This window comes from Rickettsiella endosymbiont of Xylota segnis (assembly GCF_964019545.1).
GTDB lineage: Bacteria > Pseudomonadota > Gammaproteobacteria > Diplorickettsiales > Diplorickettsiaceae > Aquirickettsiella.
Genome location: NZ_OZ026451.1, coordinates 218,290 through 245,099, shown reverse-complemented (window position 1 = coordinate 245,099; position 26,810 = coordinate 218,290). Strand labels below are relative to the sequence as shown.

Annotated in this window: 23 protein-coding genes, 1 tRNA gene and 3 pseudogenes; 12 read left to right on the top strand and 15 right to left on the bottom strand. The window is 36.1% G+C overall.

What is annotated here, in order from left to right:
* Positions 1-8: 8 nt before the first annotated feature.
* The 6 genes from AACL18_RS01115 to AACL18_RS01090 all read left to right on the top strand — a co-directional run bounded on the left by AACL18_RS01115 (position 9) and on the right by AACL18_RS01090 (position 7,609).
* Positions 9-629 carry a response regulator gene (locus AACL18_RS01115; RefSeq protein WP_339050811.1) on the top strand — a complete coding sequence of 207 codons (621 nt, stop codon included), beginning with the start codon at positions 9-11 and terminating at the stop codon, positions 627-629.
* A gap of 49 nt (positions 630-678) precedes the next feature.
* Positions 679-1,356, top strand: a complete 678-nt coding sequence (locus tag AACL18_RS01110) for a response regulator transcription factor (protein WP_339050810.1) — start codon at positions 679-681, stop codon at positions 1,354-1,356.
* Entirely contained in the window at positions 1,353-2,447 is a 1,095-nt protein-coding gene (locus AACL18_RS01105) for an MFS transporter (RefSeq protein ID WP_339050809.1), read from the top strand. The genes AACL18_RS01110 and AACL18_RS01105 overlap by 4 nt, the downstream gene beginning before the upstream one ends.
* A 92-nt stretch (positions 2,448-2,539) precedes the next feature.
* A complete protein-coding gene (locus AACL18_RS01100) occupies positions 2,540-5,917 on the top strand; it encodes an AMP-binding protein (protein ID WP_339050808.1) in 3,378 nt (1,125 codons plus the stop codon).
* Positions 5,918-5,981: 64 nt separating this feature from the next.
* Positions 5,982-7,283, top strand: coding sequence for a PAS domain-containing sensor histidine kinase (locus AACL18_RS01095; RefSeq protein ID WP_339050807.1), 1,302 nt, complete (start codon positions 5,982-5,984; stop codon positions 7,281-7,283).
* On the top strand, positions 7,271-7,609 hold the full coding sequence (locus AACL18_RS01090; protein ID WP_339050805.1) for a response regulator: 339 nt from the start codon (positions 7,271-7,273) through the stop codon (positions 7,607-7,609). The genes AACL18_RS01095 and AACL18_RS01090 overlap by 13 nt, the downstream gene beginning before the upstream one ends.
* Positions 7,610-7,654: 45 nt before the next feature.
* Here the strand turns inward: AACL18_RS01090 and AACL18_RS01085 are convergent, their stop codons facing one another.
* The 12 genes from AACL18_RS01085 to AACL18_RS01030 form a co-directional block, all read right to left on the bottom strand.
* A complete protein-coding gene (locus AACL18_RS01085) occupies positions 7,655-9,181 on the bottom strand; it encodes a hypothetical protein (RefSeq protein ID WP_339050804.1) in 1,527 nt (508 codons plus the stop codon).
* A gap of 5 nt (positions 9,182-9,186) precedes the next feature.
* Positions 9,187-11,130 (bottom strand): hypothetical protein, encoded by a 1,944-nt coding sequence (locus tag AACL18_RS01080; RefSeq protein ID WP_339050803.1) that lies wholly within the window; start codon positions 11,128-11,130, stop codon positions 9,187-9,189.
* 307 nt (positions 11,131-11,437) lie between these two features.
* Positions 11,438-11,587 carry a hypothetical protein gene (locus AACL18_RS01075; protein ID WP_339050802.1) on the bottom strand — a complete coding sequence of 50 codons (150 nt, stop codon included), beginning with the start codon at positions 11,585-11,587 and terminating at the stop codon, positions 11,438-11,440.
* 12 nt (positions 11,588-11,599) lie between these two features.
* Positions 11,600-13,924: a hypothetical protein gene (locus AACL18_RS01070; protein WP_339050800.1), complete on the bottom strand. Its 2,325-nt coding sequence runs from the start codon at positions 13,922-13,924 to the stop codon at positions 11,600-11,602.
* 13 nt (positions 13,925-13,937) lie between these two features.
* Positions 13,938-15,281: a hypothetical protein gene (locus AACL18_RS01065; RefSeq protein ID WP_339050797.1), complete on the bottom strand. Its 1,344-nt coding sequence runs from the start codon at positions 15,279-15,281 to the stop codon at positions 13,938-13,940.
* On the bottom strand, positions 15,278-16,441 hold the full coding sequence (locus tag AACL18_RS01060; protein ID WP_339050795.1) for a hypothetical protein: 1,164 nt from the start codon (positions 16,439-16,441) through the stop codon (positions 15,278-15,280). The genes AACL18_RS01065 and AACL18_RS01060 overlap by 4 nt, the downstream gene beginning before the upstream one ends.
* Before the next feature lie 8 nt (positions 16,442-16,449).
* On the bottom strand, positions 16,450-17,028 hold the full coding sequence (locus AACL18_RS01055) for a hypothetical protein (RefSeq protein WP_339050794.1): 579 nt from the start codon (positions 17,026-17,028) through the stop codon (positions 16,450-16,452).
* Positions 17,029-17,034: 6 nt separating this feature from the next.
* Positions 17,035-17,298: a hypothetical protein gene (locus AACL18_RS01050; protein WP_339050792.1), complete on the bottom strand. Its 264-nt coding sequence runs from the start codon at positions 17,296-17,298 to the stop codon at positions 17,035-17,037.
* Entirely contained in the window at positions 17,295-18,686 is a 1,392-nt protein-coding gene (locus AACL18_RS01045; protein ID WP_339050790.1) for a hypothetical protein, read from the bottom strand. Before AACL18_RS01045 ends, AACL18_RS01050 begins: the two co-directional genes overlap by 4 nt.
* Positions 18,683-19,345 (bottom strand): hypothetical protein, encoded by a 663-nt coding sequence (locus AACL18_RS01040; RefSeq protein WP_339050788.1) that lies wholly within the window; start codon positions 19,343-19,345, stop codon positions 18,683-18,685. Before AACL18_RS01040 ends, AACL18_RS01045 begins: the two co-directional genes overlap by 4 nt.
* A gap of 22 nt (positions 19,346-19,367) precedes the next feature.
* Positions 19,368-20,609: a hypothetical protein gene (locus tag AACL18_RS01035; RefSeq protein ID WP_339050785.1), complete on the bottom strand. Its 1,242-nt coding sequence runs from the start codon at positions 20,607-20,609 to the stop codon at positions 19,368-19,370.
* A 62-nt stretch (positions 20,610-20,671) separates the two neighbouring features.
* Positions 20,672-21,325 (bottom strand): hypothetical protein, encoded by a 654-nt coding sequence (locus AACL18_RS01030; protein WP_339050784.1) that lies wholly within the window; start codon positions 21,323-21,325, stop codon positions 20,672-20,674.
* Positions 21,326-21,588: 263 nt separating this feature from the next.
* Between AACL18_RS01030 and AACL18_RS08105 the strand changes: the two are divergent.
* The 3 genes and pseudogenes from AACL18_RS08105 to AACL18_RS01020 all read left to right on the top strand — a co-directional run.
* Positions 21,589-21,787, top strand: a pseudogene (locus AACL18_RS08105) (transposase); the annotation flags it as partial.
* A 104-nt stretch (positions 21,788-21,891) separates the two neighbouring features.
* Positions 21,892-22,001, top strand: a pseudogene (locus tag AACL18_RS08100) (transposase); the annotation flags it as partial.
* Positions 22,002-22,009: 8 nt separating this feature from the next.
* Complete coding sequence (locus tag AACL18_RS01020; protein WP_422395909.1) at positions 22,010-22,276, top strand: hypothetical protein; 267 nt, start codon at positions 22,010-22,012, stop codon at positions 22,274-22,276.
* Positions 22,277-22,371: 95 nt separating this feature from the next.
* On the opposite strand, the gene AACL18_RS01015 is transcribed toward AACL18_RS01020, so the two are convergent.
* The 3 genes from AACL18_RS01015 to AACL18_RS01005 form a co-directional block, all read right to left on the bottom strand.
* Positions 22,372-22,785 carry a hypothetical protein gene (locus AACL18_RS01015; RefSeq protein ID WP_339050777.1) on the bottom strand — a complete coding sequence of 138 codons (414 nt, stop codon included), beginning with the start codon at positions 22,783-22,785 and terminating at the stop codon, positions 22,372-22,374.
* Between the two features lie 83 nt (positions 22,786-22,868).
* The gene (locus AACL18_RS01010; RefSeq protein ID WP_339050776.1) at positions 22,869-24,218 is read right to left on the bottom strand and encodes an AAA family ATPase; all 1,350 of its coding nucleotides are present in this window, start codon (positions 24,216-24,218) and stop codon (positions 22,869-22,871) included.
* A 101-nt stretch (positions 24,219-24,319) separates the two neighbouring features.
* Positions 24,320-25,123, bottom strand: coding sequence for a hypothetical protein (locus AACL18_RS01005; protein ID WP_339050774.1), 804 nt, complete (start codon positions 25,121-25,123; stop codon positions 24,320-24,322).
* A gap of 180 nt (positions 25,124-25,303) precedes the next feature.
* On the opposite strand from AACL18_RS01005, the gene AACL18_RS01000 reads away from it, so the two are divergent.
* From AACL18_RS01000 to AACL18_RS00990, 3 genes and pseudogenes are all read left to right on the top strand, one after another.
* A complete protein-coding gene (locus AACL18_RS01000) occupies positions 25,304-25,612 on the top strand; it encodes a helix-turn-helix domain-containing protein (protein ID WP_339050773.1) in 309 nt (102 codons plus the stop codon).
* A pseudogene (locus AACL18_RS00995) lies at positions 25,519-26,530 on the top strand (tyrosine-type recombinase/integrase). Before AACL18_RS01000 ends, AACL18_RS00995 begins: the two are co-directional and overlap by 94 nt.
* Before the next feature lie 58 nt (positions 26,531-26,588).
* Positions 26,589-26,665, top strand: a tRNA-Arg gene (locus AACL18_RS00990).
* The last annotated feature ends 145 nt before the right edge of the window (positions 26,666-26,810 follow it).

Here is a 26,810-nt window from a genome sequence, read left to right as displayed (position 1 = left end):
GAAAAAACATGGAACCGGAAAAACAAAAAATTAATCCTGCGCATGCATTACTTATAGAAGATGATGAAGCTTGTCAAAGAGTCATGACCCATTTTTTACAACAACTTAATTATGAGGTTGATTTAGCGGATGAGGGTGAGAAAGCTGTAAAAATGGCACAGGATAAACAATACGATTTAATCCTAACGGATGTAAGGAACAAGGGGATCTCTGGAAAAGAAGTTATTCCCCTCATACGTAACAAGAATAAGAGCCGAAATGTAGGTACGCCGATAATCGTATGGAGTGCCTTCGTTCATAAAAAAAACGAAGAGATGTATTTAAGTTGGGGCGCGGATGGAGCTTTAACAAAACCGTGCAAGATCCAAGTCTTAAAAATAGCAATTGGTGAATGTTCTGCACTCCAACGATACGAAAGGAAATTCCGTCATAGAATAAAAATTATTGAACAGGAATGGAAAGCGAATGGTGGTAAAAAAGAATTGTTAGAAAAACTATGCTGTCTAGATAATCTTCAATTTTCAATTCTAGTCGACGCCTTAGAAAGTATTATGGAATATAATGAATTGGATGACTTATCCCGCTTGCCCCCTGAAAAATTAAGTACTTCAGAAAGTTCAAATCCCTAAAGTCTTAGGAGATGACTACCCCTATAAAAATAATAAAAATGAGGAAATTATGCGCATTCTATTAGTGGAAGAGGATGGAAGTTCAAATGAGAATGATGAAGTACAAAAAGGGTTAAAACAATATGGTTATACAATAGATCGACTGTCTGAAGGGAAGATCTTATTAAGTTTTATAAAAACAGAAATATTCGAGGTAATTCTATTCAATTTAAATTCATCGGAGGTATCCAAATTAAGTGTTCTATATAAGATACGTGCTGCAGGAATCACAATACCGGTACTTATTTTAACATATAATCAATCTGCTCAAGATAAAATAAAAGCTTTCGATAATGGCGCTGATGATTACTTAACTAAACCTGTTGACTTGGCTGAACTATCCGCCAGGATTCGAGCGTTACAACGTCGATATTCAAACAATCGGGCTTCTCCTCTTTTGACTTATCGAGATATTGAATTAAACCCCAATTCATTAACTGTCACACTTAAAGGACAGGATATTAGCTTTTCTCGTCGTGAATTTAGCTTATTACAAAAATTATTAGAAAATGTGGGTCATGTTGTTTCTCGTAATTCACTGAATCAATGTCTATACGGTTGGAACGATGAAATCGATAGCAATGCGCTCGAAGTTCATGTTCACAATATACGAAAGAAATTAGGCAATCCCCATTTTATTCGAACAATACGTGGCGTCGGCTATATGGTAGAGAAGGAGAATTTATGAGTCTTAATAAAAAAATAACACTTTTATTTCCGCTAAGTTTAATTCTTTATGAATTGCCTTTGTATTTATCCAATAATCTATTTTTGCCTGCTTTACCCGAAATAACCAAAAGCTTTCATGTAATCAATGCTACTGCTCAATTGAGTATTGCTTTCTGGTTTTTAGGGGCATCAGCCTTCCAAGTAATATTAGGGCCACTGTCCGATCATTATGGGCGGAAGAAGATATTGCTTAGTGGTGGAATCCTCTTCTTATGCGTTACCTTACTTTGTAGCCTCACTCATTCGATCATTTGGTTTCTTGTCGGTAGATTTTTCCAAGGCTGTGTTGTGAGCACCATTTTAATAGCGGGATATGCGACTATCCATGAATTTATGGAAAGAGAGCAAGCCGTCAAAACGATATCATGGATGGGAAGTATTACTATTTTGGCGCCCGCCCTAGGGCCGCTATTAGGCGGGTTGTTATTACAATGGATAAACTGGAGAGAATTATTCATTGGTTTAACTGCTATTACCGTCTTAGGTTTATGTTTACTGTATACCTATATGCCTTCGGATCGACCTCAATTAGAAAGGTTAAATCTCAAAAAAATAATAATTGATTATCAAACCATTTTAACTAATCTCAAATTTTGGGTTTATACCTTATTATTTTGTTTTTTATTGGCCAGTTTAGTCGCTTGGAATACCCTAAGTCCTTTTTATTTAATAGACTATTTAAAGCTCAATCTCATTCAATTTGGGGTTATTCAGTTATTCGTGTATGGAGCTTTTATTGTGGGTATAAATTTAAAAAATCTATTGATTGGATCGATAGAAAAAATTATTAAAAACGGAATGTTTCTAACAGTACCCTTTTTTATTTTAAGTTTATGGGCTTTAGTGTATTTCTCTCAGCATTTATTTTGGGTAATGAGTGCTGTTTTGTTGTTTTGCATGAGCGCAGGACTCATTTTTTACTCATTACACCGTAAAGCGATTGAGATTCCAAAAGCACCGATGGGCACAATCATAGTGGTATTCTCTACCTTGATGAACTTATTTGGCTTTTTAGGTAGCTTAGTAGCTAGAAAATTGTATTTTTATTAAAAATTGATTAATTTTTTTAATTATTTTAATTTATGTTAAAGTCTGCGCGTTTTATTTGAACTCAAATAACTTTACTAAATATTTAATAAATTATGTCTAAAATTATAAAAATAAATAAATTGTTCGAAAAACAAGCAGAATTATATCCAAATAAAATAGCAATAATTCATGAAGATAAAAAAATAACTTATAAAGAATTAAATAGAATGGCTAATCAGCTTGCTCATGTTATGAGCAACCAAGGGGTAAAACCAGGAGATCTAGTACCTTTATTTGTAGAAAAAAATATAGAAACGTTTATAGCTATTTTGGCAATATTAAAAACTGGCGCTGCTTTCTTCCTTTTTAACCCTGTACAATTAGAAAAATCTCCTTATCCAATTTTAGAAACTATTCAAGCAAAGCATATTGTAAGCCAATCTAGTCTATTAGATCATTTTAAAGATTATTCGGGGATTATCATTAATTTGAGTAATTTTCCCCTTATTTTGTCTGGTATTCCTGAAAAATTTGTCCCTGTGAGAGAGGAAACTGGCCATGATATGGCTTACGGAATATTAACTTCAGGAACAACTGGAAATCCTAAATATGTTGTCGTTACTCATCAAAATCTTTTGGATACCTTTTATTCATGGGAGTTAGTGTACCAGTTAACAAAAAATGATGTTCATCTGCAAATGGCAGCACTTGGATTCGATGTTTTTGTGGGCGATTGGGTTCGTGCGTTATGTTCAGGTGCACAATTGGTGCTTTGTTCCAAAAAAACTTTATTACAACCAAAAGAGTTATATAACTTAATAAGTAAGCATCAGATTAGCTGTGCAGAATTTGTACCATCAACGCTGAGAGGTTTGTTAAATTTTTCAGAAAAAGAACGACTTAAATTAGAAACATTCCGACTACTTCTTTGTGGTTCAGATCAGTGGTCTATGGATGAATACCGCCGTGTGAAATTACTTTGCTCTCCTAATGCTCGAATTATTAATTCATATGGTTTAAGTGAAACAACTATTGATAGTACCTACTTTGAAGAAGACTCTGCATTGATATTACCATCGACTTCGATTGTGCCTGCAGGAAAACCTTTTCCCCATGTAAAAATTTATTTACTAGATGAACAAATGCAACAAGTTCCTGAAGGAGAAGAAGGCGAAATATATATTGGAGGAAGCGGAGTGGGTAGCTACTTAAACCTACCGCAAATTTCGATCGAACGTTTTTTCCCTGACCCTTATATTCCCACCCAGAAAATTTATAAAACCGGAGATAAAGGGCGATTTTCTTCTGATGGAAATTTAGAATTTTTAGGTCGAAATCAATTACATATTAAATATGATGGTAAACGAATAGAATTATCGATCATTGAGTCTTTACTTAACCAACATCAAGGCATTAATCAAGCCCTGGTTATCCCTGAAACTTATGCTAATAAAACTTTACTAAATTGTTTTATCGATTTAACCGATCAAACAATTACCTATGATGAATTAAGGAAGTATTTGAATGATGGGGTATCAAATTTTACTGTGCCTACCAAATTTTTTGTGGTAAAAAAAATTGCGCTCACTATAAATGGTAAACTTGATAGAAAGATTGTTTCTCAAACAATTCTCAAAGAATTAACTCCTGAATTTATACGACCGAGTACTCCTTTAGAAGCTGAATTGGTAAAAATATGGCGAGAAATTCTTCAAATTGAAGAAATTGGACTTCAGAATAATTTTTATGATTTAGGTGGTTCCTCTTTACAGTTTGTTCAAATGATGGAAGAAATTAATAAACGCTTAAAACTTTCTTTACACGTTTCATTGCCAATAAAAACTATCAAAGAATTGTCAGCTGCTATCAAAAACTTAAGTGAAGAATTATCGCAAAAAGAAATCAATCGGATTGTCATAATTGGCGGAGGACCTGCTGCAGTTTCTTTATGTTGGCAACTCCTGAATGAAATAAAATTCAGCACTTTAAATAAAGCATTAGAAATCATTGTGATTGAAAAAAATAAAGACATAGGTATGGGAATACCTTATTCTCAAAAAGAAGAAGCTTATATTTTGAATCTTCCAAAAAATATAATGGAACCTATTCCAGATAAAAAAGGCGAATTTTCTGCTTGGTTATGCTTTAATTACCCTAATTATGCTGACAAGAGTGAATTCCCGCCACGTTATATTTTTGGACAATACTTAAATTACCTTGCTAAAAAATTTCAATCAGAAGCTGCAAAATGGAACATCAAAGTATCCTATCTTACCTCTACAAAGGTAGTTAATATAAGTAAATTTAAAGCTAATCGCTTACTTGTTAAAAACACTCAGGGAGATTTAAAAGCAGATTACGTCATTTTATGTACAGGTCATATGCCATCCGATATCTATAACGAATATATTGGAAAACCTGGGTATTCACATAATCCATGGAATAATGATACTTTTTTAGAAATTCAACCCAATGAACCAGTGGGAATTCTAGGGACTCGATTAACTGCCATTGATGTTGCGGTCAAACTTATAAATCAAAAACACCGTGGTCTCATCACAATGATTTCGCACAATGGTTTACTACCTACGGTTTTAGCAAAAACTATTCTTCCATATCAATTGCAATATTTGAAATTAGATTCTTTGCCAGACTCAATTCAATTATCCTACATACTCAAAATGTTCTTTAAAGAAATCGGTTTAGCTTTAAATAAACCTTGTAGCTTTGATTCTATTGCAAAATCCTATCAGGATATTAAACCTTTGAGCTGGATAAATAAAGAAATTGATCAAGCTGAACGAGATACCAAACCTTGGCAACAAGTCATGTTTTCTTTTTATCCTATAGTTCCGGATATTTGGCAAAGAATGGATTTAGAGAATCAAAGAAAATTTATATTGGAATATAGTTCTTTATTTATGACTTACTTAGCGGCTTTTCCCTTAGAAAATGCTTATAAAGTTAAAAATTTACTCGAATCAGGCCAATTAAAAGTATTAGGAGGTCTACAACTTATTAAGCATCAAGATGAAAAGTTTATTTTACAAGGAAAAACCGAGAGTGTTAAAACAAACTATCTCTTTAATGCCACCGGCCCAGGTTATAATATCAAACGTCAACCTCTATTTATTAATATGTTAAATCAAGGATTGATCCGACAACATTCCCTAGGGGGAATTGATATTAAGCCCGAAACTTTACAAGTGTTTAATTCACAAAAACAACTTAACCCTAGATTGTTTGCAATAGGCGAACTAACTCGCGGCAAATATTTAATGACGACTGATTTAGCTACTGTAGCAAAGCAAGCTAGTAGAGTTTCCCGAGTTATTAGTAGCAAAATAATACGGAATGCAGTTTATAAAACAATTACAAGAAATTACCATAGTTTTTGTTTTTTCGCTGTGCCGGCCCAAATTTTTAATAATTTCCCATCAATCGACGAGACAAGGAGAGAACGAAGTTCGGAGTCGAGGAGCCCGCGGTAGGCGCGCGTTGACGGGCAAAGCAGGAAACGCATCGCGCCGTAAAGTCATTGTGGGAGACGCGGGCATGAATCCCGTTAGGGATGAGTGCGCGTCGGACGCAGGACGGTCGCGGCCTAATGATAGTCGCGTCATGCGAACAAATTTTGGGGTTACGACGGCCGAAATTTTTCGTGAGCATAGCGACTCACTCGTCATAAATATTTATCAAATGGATAACAAAAACATGAGAATAAATACACAATTATTTGAACGTATTATCAAAGATTTACCGAATTATATTTTTGTAAAAGATTTAGATTTAATTTATAAATTATGTAATCAAAATTTTGTTGAAGCAGTAGGTGGGGATCCCATAGGAAAAAGTGATTTCGAATTGCCATGGGATAAAAGTTCAGCCGGGCTTTATCAAGAGGAAGATAGATATATCCTAAGTACAGGAAAATCTATTTTAAATAAAGAAGTTCCAATGATTTTGTTAAATGAAGAAAAATGCTTAGCAGTTAGTAAAGCCCCACTTTATGATGATAATGAGCAAATTGTTGGTATTTTAGGTGTTTATGTAGATATCACTGAAAAGAAAAAAGCAGAAAAAATTATTATTCAAGCAAAAATAGCCGCTGAAGCGGCAAACAAAGCAAAAACTGAATTTATCATGAATATGAGCCATGACATACGTACCCCCTTATCTGGAATTCTCGGTCTTTCTAGCATACAAGCTAACGAAGGGGCTAGCGAGGAAGATAGAAAATTAGGGAAATGGGTTCACGGTGCAGGAGAACAGCTTTTAGAACTGCTTAATTCAGTGATAGAAGTAACTGCTGCTGAATATCCATTAGGACGAATTAAGAAAGAGAAGATTGACCTAGTGAAACTCGCTGAAGAATTAGAAACTTTAATGCAACCAACTATCCAAAGTAAAAAATTAATATTTCAGTTGAAGTTTGATCCTTATCTTCCCATTATTATCAGCGATAAAATTAAATTAAAAACAATTCTTCTTAATCTTCTTTCTAATGCCATTAAATTTACCAAAAAAGGAAATATAAATTTAGAAATAAATTTATTAGCTATAACAAGCGAACATGCAAAAATAGAAATTCGTATAACAGATACGGGAATTGGTATCGCTAAAGATAAACTTGATAAAATATTTGATCGTTTTTATCGTGCTCATCCATCTTATAAAGCAGAATATGCTGGTTATGGTATTGGTTTGTTTTTAGTCAAACAAGCTCTAGAACTTTTAAGTGGAGAAGTAAAAGTCTCGAGCGAAGAAGGAAAAGGAAGCTGTTTTACAGCAATATTTAGCTTTCCTTTGGCTGAAGAAAAAATAAAGCCTTCGATATCACAGTTTTGCATGCAGTAAAAAATTTACTTGTTAGCTTAGGATATGAAATAACCACTGTAACGGATGGGAAAGCGGCATTGAATGCCCTACAAACTCAATGCTTCCATTGGGGGTTATTAGATATTGGTTTACCCGGTTTAACAGGAACAGAAGTCGCAAAGGCTTATCGTCAATGGGAGAAAGAACATAAAGAAATCAAAGTTCCTCTCTTTGCGCTAACTGCTCACGCAATAGAAGAAGTTAAAGAAGAATGCGTAGCGGTTGGTTTTGATTATATTCTTAATAAACCTTTTACCATTAAAGATGTTCAAATTATTAAACTACTTATGGAGAATAAGGAATAGCACATGGTTATAAACCCTACACGCAATAACTAGTTTTGTCCTCTATTATTTATTAAATATAACTGAAGATTTTTCTTCTTCTAGTTCTTCTTTTAACACAGATAACCTTCTTATTCTTAATTTGAAAAGTCTATGACACTGATTGAATTTTTCCGCTCGCCTCTTTCTAAATAATGCTTGAATCCTGGCTTCATGGTTTTTTAATTTCGCATCAGTTTTTTCCATTTTTTCATCAAATGCTTTTATTCCTTTTTTAATATTTTCAATTTCTTCCCACATTTCAGCCCATGAAAGCTGTTTAGTTGGAAACCGTTTCTCATTGGCTTGTCTTTGACTTTCAATTTTAAAAATATCCTTTTTACGATCTTCTAATTTTTTATGACATTTTTCTATAAAATTTTGGTAATGACAGGTCAGTTGATTACAAAGCGTTTTAAGTGCTTGGTTTGCTCCGGCTACAGAGGTATGGTATTTATCTGGATGGAACAATGGAATAGCAGCACGATAGAGCTTCACTAATTGATTTTCTAATAAGGAAATAAACTGTAAAGCCTCCTGTGTAGGGATGGATGTAAACCCTTTCATTCGATAAATTAATAAAGTAGTCGGAGTCACTAAAGGTTCAATGAGTTCGGTAAGAGAGAAAAAACTTTCTTGCAGCAAATTCATAGCCTGTGTGACAGCAGTTGATTCTTGCTGTTGTAAAACGGTTTTAATCTGTTTTTGTCTAGTGTTTACCCATACAGAAAAATTAAACGAACTGATACCTGGTTCGATAGTCGGATTGGTATGAGTTAGGGATGGCTGGATAGGAGAAGGGTTAGCTAAAATAGCCGGAGAAGAAGTGCCGGCCAACACTAATTGCATGCACTGTGGAGGAGGAGAAAAAAGAATTTTTACATAGGTGTTGCGATAGTAGTCAAAAAAATATTGATATAATACGTTGATTGTTTTCTCATAGGATGTTTTTACTATGTTACGAGTACTGTACATTTTGCATATAGGTACTGTATCTAACAACGCTTTCCGTAGATCCCAAGAAAGTTCACTTGATTGTTGACATTCAGAATCAGCCATTTCTTCCTTGAACAAGCGAGGCTTCTTACGCCAACGCATCGCATGGCGATCGATATACCCCTCTAGTTTAAACATTTTTTTAATTAATTGAGCAGTAAACCTATTAATTATCTCACCTGCATAGGGACAAGAATAATTTATCGTTTCACTGGTCTGTATGGACTCTTTCCAATAGCGAAAAGTCATACACTGCTGATAATAGGTCCAAACTGTTAACTGCTGTCGAATGGGTGTAAACCAATATAACAACCATTGTTGCCAGGCAGGTTTTTCCCAATAAATACGTAATTTTCTCTGCAACTCAATGACGCTTAAGCCACATAAGCGCGCACAGGCTAAGCTTTCTTGGTTATAAGACCATAAATGAGCATCCCCTGTTAAAGGCGGAACAATCAAAATCAAAGATCGCAAACGACGTGTTGACCACCAATGAAGGCGTTGTTGAGCTTTTAATGCTAATTGTTGCTCCTTAGCTTTCAAAACAGCCTGTAACAAATTGTTTAGTCTCCCCAACCGCTGTGCATGCTTGGAATAGTGATCATATGAGAAGTTCCAGATCGTATACTTTCTGAGTCGCTTTCAGAAGGTATTTTTACTGATGCAAATATCCCTGAATAACTAGGCGTTGGTTTTGTTTGTAATGGTCTTTGTTCTAAATCTAAATCTCTTCCATAAAGTGTAGAGGATTTTTTGTGAGCTATATTTTTGGAACAACCTGGGGTTGCACTATTCTCTAGGCTTTCAATATACGCACCTTGTGATTCTATGATTTCGTCTTTAATTCTTAATTTTTCATCTTTTTCTTTTAATGTGGCTTTCAAGGCAGTTATTTCTGCTTGCATGGCCTTTTTTTCGGAGTCTTCTTCTATAGCGAGTTGTGTTCTTAAATCATCAGCAACCCGATCTACTTCTCTTACAAAACGGAAAGTTTCATCATGTAATTCAGAGATATTCCTCCAACCTTTTTTCGCGTTATAAGCGTTATAGGCGAGAGGTAATATAGATTGGCGTAGCTCTCTTATGCGATCCGAAGCTAATGGTTGTTCCGGATTAGTGCCTGCAGCCACTGCCTTCATTAGAGCTTTAAAGGCAAAATCCCACTCCTTTTTTCTTTCCTTAAGATGAGAAGCTATACCCGTAAAGACTTTAAAAAAGTCAGACCACTCTGAACGCGCATTCATTGTCCTTAAATAATTTGTTAAATGGTCTCTAAATTCCAGCAACAGTGTATAGAGGTCCTGATGGTCAGACAGTGTTTCAAATCGAGGTATTAAATATTCAACATTTTTTTCAATATAGTTTTTAACGGGCTTTAACCAGGATGGAGGTTTGTTCTCTTTATCATCAAATTTTGAAAAAATGGCTAATGCACTATTTTCATCTCCTGTTTTTAAAAGTGTAGCGTAACCTTCTTCATCCTGTGCTTTTATATCTTCTAAAATAGTAATAATGCTTTTTCCGTCTTGTATTTCTATCGCTACATCAATCAGATGATGTGCCATTGTTTTTTGATAATCGAACTCAAGTGGCATCAGCCAATCAAGACGAAGTGTTTTATAACTTTGATTAATATGAATCGGATGCTTTTTATAAATTTGAGGCACATAGTCTGAGTCTCCATAAAATCTTATCATTTTAGTCATCATAGGCAGCTCATCATTGGACACACTTAAGAAGTCCGTGAGCCCCTGTTGTCGTAACACATGCTCGGCAATAATTAATAGTTTGTGCTGGGTAAGTTGTTCCTCCTTAAATCGTTCATACCCTTTTTTTGCTGCACGCTGAACTAATTGTGTATAGATATCATGTAACTCCTCATCTTCATGATCTGCTTCAGGTACTTTTAGCTGCAAATAATAATTATTATCCAAAAGCAAATCGAGTGCGTTATAGGCATCTAAGTCTAGAGGGAAATTCCCAAAATAAAGTTGTTTAATCTTTGAATTGGTAATTAATGCGGATAATTCTCTTATAAAACCTAACGGTTCATAACCTAGATCAATACGTAAGGTCTCTAACTCAATATTTTTATTTAAAAATACTATGAAATATTGTTCTAAATCAGCATTAGGAAGGTATAGATTTAATTTTTTTAAGTCATGATAATAAGAAAAACAAAGAAAACGATGATAAAAGTTCTCAGATAGGTTTAAATTTTCAATAACCTCTATTTTATTAAGCTGAATAACCCGCCATAAATCATGGTTTAACACATTCAGCAATGCCTGTTCCAAACGAGTTATTTCATTAGTATTAATTGAAGATTGGGACACCAGTCGAATATCGCTCAAATAAATAGATAAAGGATCCGAACAGCTTTTTACATAAACCTGCAATTTATATAGTTCTTCTAGAGTCAATTCAGCATTATTAAGACTAAAACGATCCGTTTGAATAAATTCATTCCACGCATCGCCGAATGTTTGAAAGGTGGGAACGGGCATAATAACTCCTTGTAATTGTTTTATTTTCCTGATGTAAAATTATATTTTAATTTTTATTGGTAAGCTAGTTTTTATTTTATGTATAAAATAATATTATTTTTGATTTCTTTAAATCACTGCTTCTTTTTGCTGAATTTTTTTAAGGGAATATTATTGACCTATAGCTGCAAGATTACTGACAAAAAGTATTATAAATCGAAAAACTAATGTATGAGCTAGGTGGTTTCTTGATATTGATTTACAGAGAAATAAAAAAAATTAAAATTTACTTAATAGTGCTTTCGCCTAATCAATAAAGGAAATTTATTTATTTTGTAGCATTCAATTGTTCTGCTTGAAAATGTGAGTCAGGCCAAATAGGTACATTGATCTCCTGTAAAGGTGCTTTCCAGGCACAACTGGCTATCCAGCCGATTAGACTTACGGAGAGTAAAAGTAATAATATTTTTTTAATCATAAAAAAGTTTATTTAATATTTAATAACGAAATTAATAGCACTATTGAAAGGTCTGGATTCATTACCACCATGAAGATCAACGTAAGCACTGCTGGAATATATACCGTGGTAACATTTTTCAGTCATTACTGTTTGACTTCTCGGAGGATCTTCAAAACCTGTTGTATAAGAATGTCTATGTGTGAGTATTTCATCCAACTCGAGTGAACCAATATTGTTTTTAATCAATCCTTGCCCATACATAAAAAATCGATCTCCGATATCTATTTTAGAATCTTTATCCCAACCTCTTAAGAATGTCCCTCGTAAATCCGGCACGGCAAAATAAGCTTGGTTAATCGCTATGATCGTCTTTGCGTTGACTTGTTCTGCGGTGTCGGTTTCTTCAATATCAACAACAACACCTATCCCCCCAGGTTTTGGATCAGGGGCTTGATCATTTTTTCGGTACCAGACATAGAAGGTTTCAGGCGTACTGGTTGCGAAAGTCCAATAACTACCAGAATTAATCTGATTAGCTACATTGATTTGAATCTGTGTGATTTGATGGCCATTCAACGTTTCAGCTAAGTAGATGGCTACTTCATCAATGGTTTGTGTGGATGAAAGTGCGAGCTTAATGCCGATTAATGAGGGAGGTTTTGGATCCGCTCCTTGGCCATCGACGGTAAACCAAACATAATAAGTGACATTGGTAGTGGAAAATTGGAGCCATTTACCGGCTAAGCTTTTTACATCGGTGCATTCTATTTGAAATAAATGCTTCGTCGCAGCGGCGTTTCTTAATTCGGTAAGGATAAATCCACTGGTTTTTGCATCAGGAAGTGGCGTTGAACCAACAACAGTTCCTTGGCAAATAATTTTTTTTGGATCTTTGCCAATAAAGGCTTGTAGATAATAATTATTTCCGGTAACAACACTGGTTATCGTAAATCCAGAGGTGCCTACTGAAGAAGCAATAGCTGAGCCAGGCTGATTGGTGGTTAGTCGTATTCTATTTTTTTGCGAATCAAGTACGGCGGTCACGAAGTTTGTGCCGGTTCCATAACGATAATAACTGAGTTGTTCATCCCATAACTTTTTAGCTAATCTTGAATAAGGAATTTCATCCTTAGAAATATCGGCTCTTAAGTAACGAGAACCATCGCAGAGCAATTCTCCTGGATTCGGATCTGGATAAGCTGCCGAATAAATCTTACCTACATCGCCATCATAAAAGGCTAAGCCACTCTGGGTGTAAACGATGGGTAGGTATTGATCTAAACCATCGGCATTAGGAATCGGTAAACCTCCCGCTACACTGCGGTTAATAACATCAGACTGGGTCATTTGCGGATAATTTTGGATTGATTTATTCCCAGATGTTAAACAAAAATCGGTTAACGATACATCGAAAACACTATTGATAGGAAAACGTAATGCAATGGATACTTCATCATCATCGTTTAGACCTAAGGTTTTGTTAGTGTTTTCACCAAAGATAAAGGGAATTGTGATAATCGAATAAGAAGCCGTGATAGTTACTGTATTAATAATCTTTTCTTCAACGGGACTACCACCTTGCCCAAAATTTTTAATCGTTAACAACGTGATCTTAAGATCATTGCCTGTATTTGTTTGGCCAGCAAAAGAAAACGTATAAACCTCTGTGTTTGAGGCAAAACAATTTACATTCCTAAAATTTATTCTAAGGTCTTTAACTAAATCACCTGGGTTAGGCAGTTGATTTTCAATTCGAATCGCATAACGCGGATAACCACTGGGATTACTCATCGAGGAACCAAAACGTTCAAAGAAAACTAGATCTCTTGCCTTAGATTGTTCTGTACGATTAAACGTCCAGCCTCCAGGAGCAAGTGTCGTCTTAGTCTGCGTAATTTCACCAACAACTTTTTTATCTTTAACTGGAATGTTGTTATGAATTAAGAATTGACCATTGGGAATATAGTTATTCTCATTTTCCTCAGCTTTATTTTGAGCGATGGATAGCAAAGGCCAGCCTTCTCGTGTGAATTGCAATTGCCCGCTTTCACTTTCAACCGTCACATAATACAACTCAACATTACCTTCCTCATCATACGGAAAGTAAAAAGGTAATACATTGTTGCCATTTGCATCTTGTACCGTCCCCACAGCACTTAAACGTAATGGATTGGGTAATGGGATGTAACGATAGTTCGATGGCGAACCGCTTAAGGTACAAATGGTTTTTAATGTCGTCCGCTGATTATCTTTGTAAAAAGTAATTTTGCCGTTGGCTAAGGGTAGCCCCGAACTTTTATCGATATAAAACTGCTCTAAAGCGGATGCCATGATGTAACGTGAATCGAGATCCATAGAATTATCCTGGTTATTTTTTATTTGTTAATTGATGCGCGATTAAACCTTGAGTGAGTAGGTGATAAGGAGCATTTAATTTTTTTAATTGTTCAGCCACATAGGGATTCGCTGCTAAATCAAGCAGCTTAGGTAAGACATACTGATGCGCGGCACCTCCACCGACTAATCCACCGAGTGCGCCTAAACCACCTGGGTAACTCATCTCTCCTAATCCTGCACCTGTTACTAATGATGCGAGTTGACTGGTCATTTTTCCGCGGTTTATTTTGCTATTTAAATGTTCTAGAGCCTGTTGTAGATAATGATGAGAAGTTACTGCTTCCTTCTCAGACAAACTCGTCAACGCATGGCTTAGTTTTTTAGGCGTCGATGTTTTTACATCGCCCATAGCTATTTTTGAAATAAAAGGTTCTGCATGATAAGGAATAACCGTGTTTTTATAAAACTTGGACGCGTCTTGGTATTGATTTAACACATCGCTATTTTTTTGTTGTAAAAAATTGCTTATGTCACTTTGTAAGGCTGAACGTGCTTGCTTTAGATCGGCGATGGCATTATGGGTGTGAATATCGAGGTGTTTACTGTTCGATAACTGGCTACTCTTAGAACCTAATTGGCTTTGAAGTTGATGCGCCTTTTCTAAAGTGGGGGTATTGAGAAAGTCTTGATGCAAGTCTTTTAATTTAGCATCATAAGCCGACAAGCTGTCTTTCTTATTCCATTTCTCATAGTGATTTATTTGATTCGTATTTATTTTTTCCTGTCCGAAATGATCTAAAACAGAAGCATAGTATTTTTTGGCTTCTGCTTTACTGTTTTCATAAGCACCTTTAATAGACGCTGCTAATTTATTGGTAAAATGTTGAGGATTAATAAATTCTGCTGCGTGATGAATGCCTTTTAGGGCTAAAGGAATTGATTCACCTGCGCCTGCTAATAAAGCCCCGTTTTCAGCGCCTTGCATTCTATCGTTAGGCTTTTCTAAAGCGCCACCTAATGCTGTTCCAGATAACCTTCTGGCTATTCCCGCGGAACCTTCACCACTTAATGTCTTAGCTAATCGACCCATCAGAGGCAAGCTTTCACTCATCCCTCGTGCAGTATTGAGTACTTCACCACCACCTAAAAAACCTAATAGATTACCTGCAACATCACCTAATTGTCCTGACAGCCCTTGTGCTTCAGGCGCAGAAGGAATCGGGCTATAAGGTAAATTCGCTAAATTATTTTGTAGTGCACCACCGGCTCCTGCTAAAAAATTAAAGAGTGGATTGTGATGATTCATTACAGCATTTTGATTAAGTGGCTCACTTTCTAATTGTTTTAAAATTTCTGGATCAATGACGACTTTCATGATTCCACCCACTGTCCTTGAATTTTATGATAGGTTTTGCCATTGATGCTTTTAGTGGCTTCTGGGATAGCACTAAAATCCTTAATTCGATTTATCGAAGTTAATGGAGAAGCAGAGGATTGTACTGATCGCGCCACAAGATTTAAGGTTTTTCCTAATGCATTCAGTTGAATAATGAATTGCTGCGGATTAGACGTTAAGGCATTCGCTGTTTTACCGAGCATATTTTCTAATAATTGACGTTGCGTATCAGTCGCACCCATTTGGTCTAGCGTTTTAATTCGACTTTCTAATAAGGGCATGTTCTGATATTTAAACGCTAAATAATCTTCATAGGCTTTAGGATTGGTTTGCGAGAGTGCGGTTGAAGCCGCTTTACCTTTTCCTAATACCCCTGCATAAACAGCCGCATTTTGTGCTTGTAATTGGAAGCCTTTATCATTAAAAATGCTTTCTACTTGCAGTGCGCCTTCGTATTGACGTCGAGTGGCTGTCGTGGTTAACGCATTATTCGCTGAAATTTGATTGGCTAATTGGGTTTGTTGCACATGATCCGATGTTGGAGAATTAAAATGTGCTTTTTGATTTAATGCAGAACCCAATGTGTACAGCTCTCTGTTAGATGGCATTTGTTCAGGACTTGGTTCAAGTTGTGGGAAGTATTTTTTTAAAATTTCAGGTGTTACAAAGTTAGCTCTTGTTTGATTGCCCAAATCCGCGATCATTTGATTGTATTGAGATTGATTTTGTGCAACCCAGAGTTGACGCGCTGCTGGTGACATGGCTTGTAATGCGCGCGCCATTTGATAGGCACCTCCAAAACGAGATCCTACCTGTGCAGCTTGTTGGGCTTTTATCAGTGCATCTAACGGAGCTAATTGTGTTGCTTGTTTGGTTTTTTCTGTTTGAGCTTGCACATAAGGTATTTGTGCTTGTTTATAGGCCATCGATGTTTGCATATTTTCTGGGGCAAACTGCAATTGAATGTGTGCCAAAGCATTGGCCAGTTGTTTTTTTTGTAGATGTTCTTGTTCATTGTTCTTTAAAAAATGATTTTGAATAAACTGTTGTACTAAATTTCCCCCAGCGGCTAACCCCGCTCCTAAGGGATTGGCTTGTTGCGGCGATAAGATGGGAAATTGTTGGACGGGTATGGCCATGTTTATTCCTATAAAAATCCACCCGCCAATCCCAATAACATGCCGAGCAATTGTTGATTGGATTGGTTTTGATTGTTTGCATTGGAATAAGCTAAGTTACCTTGAGACATCAATGCATTAGATAAGTTTTCGCCTAAGCTATGAGAGGCATTAGCACCATTGTTATAAATCCCTTGTTCGTTATTTAAACCTTGGCCATACAACCCAAGTACGTGACTTAAATATTGATTAAAGTCTTGCTGCGCTAATCCATTAGCGGTGCCTGCCATTTGTTGTTGTTGCATAGGACTGCCTAGCATCCCTTTTGATGCTGAAGCACGATTCGATGCTTGTTGTGCTTGATTAACTTGGAACTGATAACCAGGAGATTGCTGATAACCTTGACTTAAGTGATTTAATAATCCGCCGGGATCATTGAGTAGTTGATCGGTATGTTGCTGTAATGAGGGATAAACCGCATTGCCTCTGTCCGCATAAGGTTTTAAATATTGCTTTAAAATATCCGGTATTTGATTGTAGTAATCCATCGCTTGGTTACCAGCATTATTGCCGCCAAACAAATCACCGATACCACTTAAAAAACTCATGCGAACTTAATCCAGTTGAAATACCTTAAAGGTGCCATTCACATTTCCCTTAAATTGTTGTGTATCAGAATCATAAATAATGCTTCCTGTGTTATTTGTCTTATTTAATTGCGTAATAATATTTGTTGTTTGCTGAGGTATTCGCAAACCCTGATCAGACAGCTGTTTTTGTAATATTCCGTTCAGTTCTTGGAGCCACAAACTCCAGGCGGCTGTCCATTGGCCATTATCATCAATTGGTTTTTCATGCGGTAAGTTAGAGATCTTCATGCAGTTAGGCTTAAACATCCATTGCCAACAACAAAACGATCGAAGCTCCATAAGCGAAGTTGTAAGGTTAAATGGTTAGCACGACCTAATTGCCACCAGATCAAACGATTTTGTCGATGGGCTAAAGGATTTAAGATTTTAGGGATATTGGAGCCAAAACTAACCCCACCATCTTTTGATAAGGATAAATCGACGCGTTGTAAGGACGAACTATGGCCTTGTTCAATGGGAATCACTAATTTTTGTGTAATAAAAAAATCTGTATCCGGTGATCTAATCGGTGCCGTTATTCTAATACGAGGGATTTCTTTTTCATCACCGTCTGTATAGCGAGAATTCAATTCATAAATATGACCATCCATAAAGCTAATGAAATAATAACTGTTATGGTAAAACACCGCGCGTTTGGCAATATGCGCGCCCAATTGATGATTCGTTAATGTAAAAAAATGTTGGGTTGCAAAATCATACGCATAGGTAAGCTCGTCATCCGGAAAACTAAGCACATAGAGTAAATGCCCATCTTGCTTAAATAAAAAACCATAAGCATTATTTGGGTTCTTTAGCTGGGATAACTTAAAATTAATGCCTTCGGTAGAGATTTGCTTTGCTGATCCCCCATCGCTGAGCATAATGACAGGGCCTGATTTTTCGTTCGCGGCAAGCCAGACGATAAATTCATCACTACTTGCAATCGTGGCTGGATTTAAACAGCCATAATCGATGTTGAAGCTAGAAGCACGCTGATACGGAAATAAATTCATTCCGATATCCGTCCAACATTCAGTGACACTCGATCCCATCACAAAAAGACTGTTACCTCTTCCAGGCAAGGGAATAACCGCTAAGGGATTATCTGCTTTGGTTTGAAACTCTCCGACATGAGATGCATCCGCAGGCCAGACTAAACTGTTCTCTTCATTACATAATCGCCATTCGGCACGTTCACTATCACAAGAAAGAAATCGACCATTGTGGTAACTGACGTAACTCGGAATAAAATCTAAAACGGCTTTTTTAAAAGTCGATTCACGATAATTAAAAATAAAAATATCTTTATGATCGCAAATAGCGATTTCTTCTTTTTCATTTTCAGCAATGAGCACATCACCTTCAAAGGTTTCTAAGCTACCAATGCGTTGTGCATGCAAAGTCGATCCAATGATATAAACACCGTTATCTATGACTGCAATCAGATTACCAAAACGCACACTGTTAAATAATCCGCGGCCTGATCCTTTTTCTGAAATGGCTAAAACTTTCTTATAACCTGCAAACGGTACTAAAAAATCATCACTCACTATCATATTAAACGTTTCTTCTCGCGAGATAATCGGATAACGACCAAAACCATTGCCACCTACGATAGCGACAGGCAGCTGCTTCATATTGATCTTCCTAAATTGAACAGAGAGATTTTTCCCATACTAAGATCGAGGGGTGATTGATCACGCAGTTTAGTTTCTATTTCTTTTAATTTTCCTTTAGCTGAAAAGGGATGGTTATAGAAGTCACAAAGCGTGTCGGCTAAACCATAACGGAGGTAGAGAAGATAGTCGCGATCGTAAAATAGGCTTAAATCATCGTTATAGCTCACTTCGGTTAAGCCAAATTTTCCAACCAGTTTAAGTGGATAGGCTTTATCGGGTGTTGGGTTTAAAAACAGTAAGCTACCCCCTTTGATTTTTTCTAAATGATAAAACCGTGGCCGTAAAAAAAAAGGATAATCGTGCGTAAAATATTCTTTTCTTCCTAATAAAGGTAACGTTTGTAAAGCATAACTGCGTGGCTCTTCTACCCTCAGCGTCAATGCATCTATGTTAAGCAAATGTTTAACAAACAATTCTTCAGAATTAGGTATACAGGTTAGGTTTCCAACACGTATATAAGGGATCATTCGGGAATTAGCATTTTGCAAGGCAAGAAAATCATTCAGATGTTCAAGACCATCTTTTAATTGATCACCACTGACTGTCTCTGCTTGGGCTGCGACGATACCGGATAAAGTCCAAGCTTTAATAATTAATTCAGTTACCGTGGAAGGCATGCAGGATCCTTTTTATTATTTTTTAAACTGGAAACACAATTCTCATGGCATATTCATCCACTAAGGTGGATCCCCAAATCACATCATGCACAAAACCTCGTTGATTTTGACCGAACAGAGAGCCGTAATACATGCGAATGGATACACCTGTATCACTGTCTGACTTATTAGCCGTAGGAAAAGGAACTTCTTCTGGTAAACGGGGCATGCCCACATATAAGGCATTGCTGCCGACAATTAAACCTGCCCTGTGATTAGGTAAGGCTTTGATTTGCATACCTTTGACAATGTTAGTGGAGATATTTTGATGCGCAGTACTCGAGTCAGCCACTAAAGCAGGGAAAATATTAATGGTCACATTGCCTTTATCATCGGAAGCAGCATCTTTAATCACTCGACACTGCACAGGTTGTGCCGAAGGTTGATGGCCAATGAATGTTAAGTAACGCAGTTTAAATAAATCAGTATCTTGAAATTGAATCAGATCATTGGCTTTAAAGGCATTCACTGATTTTTTATCAACACCACTTAACGTTAACTGCGTGATATTTTTACCACTCGGATCATTGGTACTTTCTACCGTTAATATCGTACCGGCATTACCGCAATCTCCCGCTAAATGAATGGGTAATAAATTGGACTGATAAAATTGCGCACGTGCAAAATTACCGAGTTCCCAAGAATTTGCCGCTTCTTTATTTCGATCTAACACAAATTGGCTTAATCCACTATTAATAATTGAGGGTATTGCCATATCGGGTAAATAAACCTTTGGAGAGTCTTGTGACGCTCCGTAATTACGATAATTCGCTAACATCTGCGCCAAATCACCATAACTATTAAGCGCTTTTTTTCCATCACCATAAAAACGATAGGTATGGGTTAAGGCATTACAGGCAACATCGGCTTCTACTTTGGCTGATAATTCTGCAATGGCAGCTTTACCAAATTTTTCCATATAATCTCTGACATTAAAAATAAACTGCTGCACATTAAAGGCATATGCGGTATTGGCGGCTTTATCAACAGTCAGTGTATGTTCACGATGTTCAGAGTCTTGAAATTTTGCAATCAAAGAATCGTTGGTGACATAGCGAGGCGGTTTATCAAAACTAATCGTATCGCCTAAATTTGCCTCAACCTTTTCAAAGTTTTTAAATTGAGTATTTGCGGTTGAAACAAAGCAATTTAGATTTAATAAATACGCTAAACTCGACGCTTGATAGGTAACAACTTGTTCTAGATTGTTATTGGGCAATGTCATGAAAAATAATCTCCGTACATTCGTATTATTATTGTGGAGATAATGGTTAAGTGAATCAGCAGTTAAGCGCGTAACCAAGCTTGATTACGATAATCACTGACGGTAACTGGACCATTATCTATTTTTGTTAATGAGGGTGAGAGTTGAGAAAGAGGTGGATGTGCGATTGGCCCTTGTTTTGCAGCTTGATTTTGTTTAATGGAATCCGATAAGCGCTGTATTTCTAAAGCACCCATTTTAGGATTCAATTGAGCTAATTGTTTTAATATCACCGCTTTACTAGGATTTTTACCTAATTCATACATAATATCCGCGGTATTATCGTAATTATTAGCTAATTGCACGACTTCAGGAAATTTGTGTACTTCGAGATTCGCTATTGTTTCTTCAAAATCAGGATATTTATCTTTAGCTGCCGTTAATTTACCTAAAAACTGCTGTGCGATTTGTTGAGCTTGCCATTCATTCGCTTGCTGCACCGTATGGTTTGCAATCAAATTTTGTACATCTTCGGTTGTTAATGACGTTGAAGCCTGTGTAGCAGGAGGATTAATTGGCTGTGGAGCTAGTTTATCTTGTTCATAGGTTTGATATTTTGTTTTTTCAACAACATTCTCAATGACTGGCGGTATTGTTTTTTCAATCGGTATTGAAGAATTACTTTCAATACTTTTTTCAGGTTTTGGATTGTTTTCTATTATTAGATTTTCACTCATTATTTTTATCTTTTTTGACTTATTAATCCTATAACTCTGTGATGTAGAGACTCTCAATAAATACTTTGTATTGATAGAGTTATTATCTAAACAATGAATAAAAATAGCGAGTCCATTATGTAGGGGTTGCTCGATAAAATTCATTTTTGGAGCAAACTGAAATTTTTTTTCATCAAAAAAATAGTAAGAACCTGTCTTTATGATTTGAATAAAAATCAAACTAGGTTATAAAGACAAGCTATGAAATAAAGGATAAGAAAAAGATGTTGTATCCAAGCGACGTAACAGACAAGCAATGGAAACTCATTAAAGGATATTTTGAAAACGGAAACTATGGAAATCATAGCAAGCATGAGAAAAGAGAACTTGTAAATGCAGTTTTTTACTTAACCAGAACGGGTTGTCAATGGCGCCAATTACCCAATAATTTCCCCCCCTGGAAAACGGTATATAGCTTTTTTAAACGCGCAAAAGACAAAGGGATTTGGGAAAGGATAATGGATAGTTTAGTGAAGAGGAGCCGAGTTGCTATGGGGAAACAAGCTAAACCAAGCTATAGTTTAATTGATTCACAAAGTGTTAAAACAACTTATGCTGCAAAAGAACGCGGGATAGATGGTGGAAAAAAAAGTGAAGGGACGAAAAAGGCATATTGTCACTGATACTCAAGGGCACATTTTACAGGTGACTGTGCATGCCGCTAATACACATGATACCGTAGCGGGATGTAAAGTTTTTGAAAAAGCGGTTCAAAAATATCCTAGTTTACTCGGTGTTTGTGCGGATGCAGGTTATCGAAAAACAATGGAAATTTTTGTTATAAATGTGCTAAAGAAAACTATTAAAATTTCAAAACGGATAGTAAAACAATGGTCTCTTTTACCAAAAAGATGGGTAGTAGAAAGAACTTTCTCATGGCTCAACCATCCTGCTATTTTTATCTTTTACTAATTGCTTTTCCTGTTCCTTCCTTCGTAGTCTCTTTCGGTAACCTATGACTCGTTGTAGTAATTTTTTTATGAACATACTCTTTATCTCCTTTTTTATTAATTCCAGACCAAATTATTATTTACTAAGCACCATTGGCAACAAAAGGTGTTATCAGGACGACCAGGCCAAGTTTGTATTTCGCCACACTGACGACAATTAACCGTTTTAGTGTAAGTAGGTGAAGGTATTGTGGGGTCTAATCCTTTTAGCATGAGATAGGTTTCTACCATGGCTTTTAACATGCTTGGATTATTTTCCACTTCATCCCAATCATCAGCCACTAGCGTTTTTAATTGTACAACCTCTAAACCAAAATAAGGTTGCTCAGGTCGCAACTTTTTGGGTGGTTTTTTTGGGGTTAAAGTTGCATTATTTATCCACAGCTTTGCAGAAAAAGTATCAGATGAGTTACGCTCTAAAGCCTTATAAGCTAAAGCTTTAACCGATATCAGTTGCATTTCTTGTTTCATGTTATTCTCCAAAATGAAAAGGAAATTGCGAGTTGCATTCCTTAAGAGGTGCAACCCGCAATTTTTTGCCTGATCTCATCGCGTTAAGCATGAGCAATACATCCCTGTTCTTTTGCTTTTTTAAAATAGCGACAAGCTTTTGATTTGCTAATGCCTAACTCAAGGACAATTTCGTGTTGTCTAAATCCTTGCTTAGCGAGTTCAACCACTTTCTCGAAAGTCGATTTCTCTAACGTTTTTAGCTCCCAAACTTGTTGATTATGTTCAGTATGTAGTTTGACCAATAAAGGTTGTGCGGAATCACCACAAAACGAACGTGCCTTTTCAAAATGAACTTCAAAACACGCCCCATCACTTGGGTCATAATCACTCGGGTGTTTTAAAACAATGACAGTATCTAATACATCTTCACGTTTGCTCGTTCCACGTGCATTACCATTTTTTGATGCGTGATGGACAAATAGAACAGAGCGACCTTCTGATCGCATGCGTAATGCCCAGGCTTGCACTAATATCCAACCCTCTGCTTCATTTTCCTTTCCACTACGACACAGTGTAGAAATGTTATCAACGACAATGAGTTCGACATCTTTTAGAAAGGGTTCAAGCGCGTGTTGTCCTTCTAGTGTAGATAAATCAGGCATACCACGATTTTGAATATCTGGTGTGAGAATAGTAAAAGGAGCTTTGGCTTCTTCGGTATGAGACATCACAATAGAGGCTAGTCTCTCTTGCATAGTCGCAGCGGGCATTTCTCCATCAAGATATAAAACCGAACAAGATTTATCTGCTTTCCAACCTAAAAAAGAACCTCCACTGGCCACTGCATATGCGATGTTCAAAGCCACATGAGTTTTACCTACGCCTCGTTTAGCATAGAGCATGGCTAATCCCTGCTTTGGCAGCCAAGGTGATAAAATAAGTTCACGTTGGGCAATATTCAGCGTTAGAAAGTCAATTAATGTTATTAATTGCAATTTACTTTCATGTGAAAGATTGTCATTTAATTGACGTAGTTTATTTTCTAACCAAACTAATGTTTCTTTCGTATTTTGATGAGTAGCATAATGATTTAATAAGTGGCCTATTTCAATTAACTGGCGACGATTCGAATGTTCCTTTATGATATCAACATAAGCTGCGATATTCGATGTGCCGGGTGTTTTTTTGATGAGTTCAAGTACATACATATCGCCTTTTATTTCTTTTAATTCCGGTATTTCTTTAACAGTCTCGCTTAAAGTTAAGGCATCAATTTTTTCTCCTTTCTTTAGTTTCTTTGAAATTTTATCAAATAAAATTTGGTGTTCTAATTGATAGAAATCCTTAGATACTAAATGATCACTAATACCTGACCAAGTTATGTTATCAAGTAGCAAACCACCTAAAACAGCTTGTTCTGCTTGTAAAGAAAAAATATTGCAATTATTCATATTTTTCTCCTTCTACCATTACTTTGAGAACGATGATCAATAGTAGCTTCAAAAAACATAGTGATTCTCCTTATTATTAATTATTAAAGTCAATTAGATGGTTATCTAAATGTCGGAATGCAGATTGCCGCAGCAGATATTGTTATCTGTTTAGCTCTTACTTTTTCAATGAGCTCATCACTACAGTGAAGAATTATTTTTTTAAGTTGTCGATATTGAGTTCTTGTTAAACCTAATAGATCAGCAATTATTTGATCGGTTCTTCCGGTAACTTCGTCCAATTTGAGACGAAGTTCATATTCAGATTGGTCTTTATTTCTAAATAAATCCGTTCTTCGCCCTTGGCGATTACCAATAAAATTACCTAAAGCTATTCCTATAGATCCTCGTTCAATCACGTCAAAAACATTGATTAAATCTGAAGTTTCATATTTATTGTTAAGCAAATCGAAAAAAGAAATTTGCCAAACAAGTATCTTCATTTTTTGATTTTGTATATGAAGAAAATAAGTAATAGGATTAGCGATGAGTTGATTATTCTGATCAATAATAATGTGTCTTGATTTATCTAAATCAGAAAGTTCATCGGATATCCAATCAGTTTTTGTATGGTGTTTCACATCATTTAAGAACATCTTTTTCAACTTAAAAGGTAAATAACTAAACCCTAATGGAACTCGTTTTAGTTTGTTTTTTTTCTCTGGAGAAAGAAATTCTGAAAAATGTACTTTTATATTAATATTTTGATTCATGTATTCAGCTATCTGTATCGCATAATCAGTTTTCATTTCAATGCGATCATTTCGAATTGCACTTAATGTTCCCCGCGGTATATCTATTAACATTGCTGCTTTTTCAATAGAACCGCAATGTTTAAAAAAAACTTCAAGTAAATCTCTTTCCATTTTTATTTCCTGTTTATTATTCTTTTTGTTCAATTATTTTACCTAAAACATTTGCTAAAAATTTACCGAAAAAAATTAGTAAAATTATTAATAGGAATAATTAATTATTTAAATAAGAAGAATAAATATGAATCAATTTAAACGATTACATTTTGTTTTAGATAATTGGAGGTTACAAAAATGAAAACTTTCAATTTGGAAGAAGCAGCTTTGTTTTTAAAGATGAGTTCGGGAGGCCTTAGAAGATTGGCAGCCAACAAAAAAATATCTGCTGCTAAGCCTGGAAGAAGTTGGTGCTTTCTAGAAGAAGACCTTGTTAATTATCTCAGATCACTTTACGATTCTCCCTGCAACCAAGTATCGCAGGGTGTCTCTAACAATAGGAGAAAAACAAAATGGCACTCTACGCGAGAAACAAAGTTTGGTGGATTGACCTTACCCACAACGGTAAGAGAATACAAAAATCGACTGGGACTACCCATAAAATAGCGGCGCAAGAACTACATGATCAACTAAAAGCTGATCTCTGGCGCCAAAATAAGTTAAACGAAAAACCAGAGCGTTTATGGCATGAGGCCGTAATCAAATGGTTAGGCGTTTTGCAAACGTAGAAGCAAACGCAGTATGGAAGAAGCTGAATTTCATCTTAGGTGGCTGGATCTTTACCTAAGCAACAAAAGATTAAGTGAAATCGATGACACACTAATAGATGAAATTATTGAAGCGAAAAAAGAAATAGGGGTAACTGCTGCTACTGTAAATAGAATGTTAGAAGTACTAAGAGCCGTTCTTAATAAGGCCACTAAGTGGGGTTGGATTGACAAAATTCATTCCATATCTTTGCTGGATGAAGGACATGAGCGTGAACGCTGGCTAACAAAAGAAGAGGCATGCCGATTGCTGAAGGAGTTACCTCCTCATTTATCGGATATGGCAGCTTTTGCTTTGTTAACAGGCTTAAGAAAAGCGAATGTTTTAGGATTAAAATGGAGAAATGTCGATTTAGTAAGACGACATGCCTTTGTGAGTGCATCACAATCAAAAACTAGAACGGCAATACCTGTACCTCTTAATGATGAAGCAGTCGATCTTATCCGAAAACAGATGGGTAAACACATTGAGTTTGTGTTCACTTATGAAGGTAAACCAGTTAAGCAATGTAATACGGCTGCTTGGCGCAAAGCACTGAAAAGAGCTGAAATAGAAAATTTTCATTGGCATGATTTGCGTCATACTTGGGCGTCTTGGCATGTGCAAAATGGGACGTCATTACAAGAGTTACAACAACTGGGTGGATGGTCTTCTTTTGAAATGGTTCTGCGCTATGCGCATTTAAATAGTGATCATCTTCAGAAAGCAGCAGGGAGAATTGTTACAAATTCCCTACATCACTATCAAATTGCTTAAGCAGGAGACTAGCTGGATGAAGGATAAACTGTTAGAATGCCGGGCTCTTTGGGAACATGCGCCCGTAGCTCAGCTGGATAGAGTACCAGGCTTCGAACCTGGGTGTCGGGGGTTCGAGTCCCTCCGGGCGCACCAAAATAATCAAACATTGACATCATTTCTTAATAAAGTGTAAATAGTCTTTACAGGAGTTTTCTGCGACCTAAAATACGCGACTCTTCTAAATACCGTAATTCCCCTAATACCTTTAACACAAGCTTACGACTACCGGAATTATAAA

Coding starts and splice junctions, on each gene's coding strand:
- AACL18_RS01000 (WP_339050773.1), top strand. CDS start 25,304: ATGAAAACTTTCAATTTGGAAGAAGCAGCTTTGTTTTTAAAGATGAGT.
- AACL18_RS01105 (WP_339050809.1), top strand. CDS start 1,353: ATGAGTCTTAATAAAAAAATAACACTTTTATTTCCGCTAAGTTTAATT.
- AACL18_RS01075 (WP_339050802.1), bottom strand. CDS start 11,587: ATGATTAAAAAAATATTATTACTTTTACTCTCCGTAAGTCTAATCGGC.
- AACL18_RS01005 (WP_339050774.1), bottom strand. CDS start 25,123: ATGGAAAGAGATTTACTTGAAGTTTTTTTTAAACATTGCGGTTCTATT.
- AACL18_RS01070 (WP_339050800.1), bottom strand. CDS start 13,924: ATGGATCTCGATTCACGTTACATCATGGCATCCGCTTTAGAGCAGTTT.
- AACL18_RS01035 (WP_339050785.1), bottom strand. CDS start 20,609: ATGACATTGCCCAATAACAATCTAGAACAAGTTGTTACCTATCAAGCG.
- AACL18_RS01115 (WP_339050811.1), top strand. CDS start 9: ATGGAACCGGAAAAACAAAAAATTAATCCTGCGCATGCATTACTTATA.
- AACL18_RS01065 (WP_339050797.1), bottom strand. CDS start 15,281: ATGAAAGTCGTCATTGATCCAGAAATTTTAAAACAATTAGAAAGTGAG.
- AACL18_RS01055 (WP_339050794.1), bottom strand. CDS start 17,028: ATGAGTTTTTTAAGTGGTATCGGTGATTTGTTTGGCGGCAATAATGCT.
- AACL18_RS01050 (WP_339050792.1), bottom strand. CDS start 17,298: ATGAAGATCTCTAACTTACCGCATGAAAAACCAATTGATGATAATGGC.
- AACL18_RS01040 (WP_339050788.1), bottom strand. CDS start 19,345: ATGCCTTCCACGGTAACTGAATTAATTATTAAAGCTTGGACTTTATCC.
- AACL18_RS01015 (WP_339050777.1), bottom strand. CDS start 22,785: ATGAAACAAGAAATGCAACTGATATCGGTTAAAGCTTTAGCTTATAAG.
- AACL18_RS01030 (WP_339050784.1), bottom strand. CDS start 21,325: ATGAGTGAAAATCTAATAATAGAAAACAATCCAAAACCTGAAAAAAGT.
- AACL18_RS01060 (WP_339050795.1), bottom strand. CDS start 16,441: ATGGCCATACCCGTCCAACAATTTCCCATCTTATCGCCGCAACAAGCC.
- AACL18_RS01010 (WP_339050776.1), bottom strand. CDS start 24,218: ATGAATAATTGCAATATTTTTTCTTTACAAGCAGAACAAGCTGTTTTA.
- AACL18_RS01100 (WP_339050808.1), top strand. CDS start 2,540: ATGTCTAAAATTATAAAAATAAATAAATTGTTCGAAAAACAAGCAGAA.
- AACL18_RS01045 (WP_339050790.1), bottom strand. CDS start 18,686: ATGAAGCAGCTGCCTGTCGCTATCGTAGGTGGCAATGGTTTTGGTCGT.
- AACL18_RS01080 (WP_339050803.1), bottom strand. CDS start 11,130: ATGCCCGTTCCCACCTTTCAAACATTCGGCGATGCGTGGAATGAATTT.
- AACL18_RS01110 (WP_339050810.1), top strand. CDS start 679: ATGCGCATTCTATTAGTGGAAGAGGATGGAAGTTCAAATGAGAATGAT.
- AACL18_RS01095 (WP_339050807.1), top strand. CDS start 5,982: ATGAATCCCGTTAGGGATGAGTGCGCGTCGGACGCAGGACGGTCGCGG.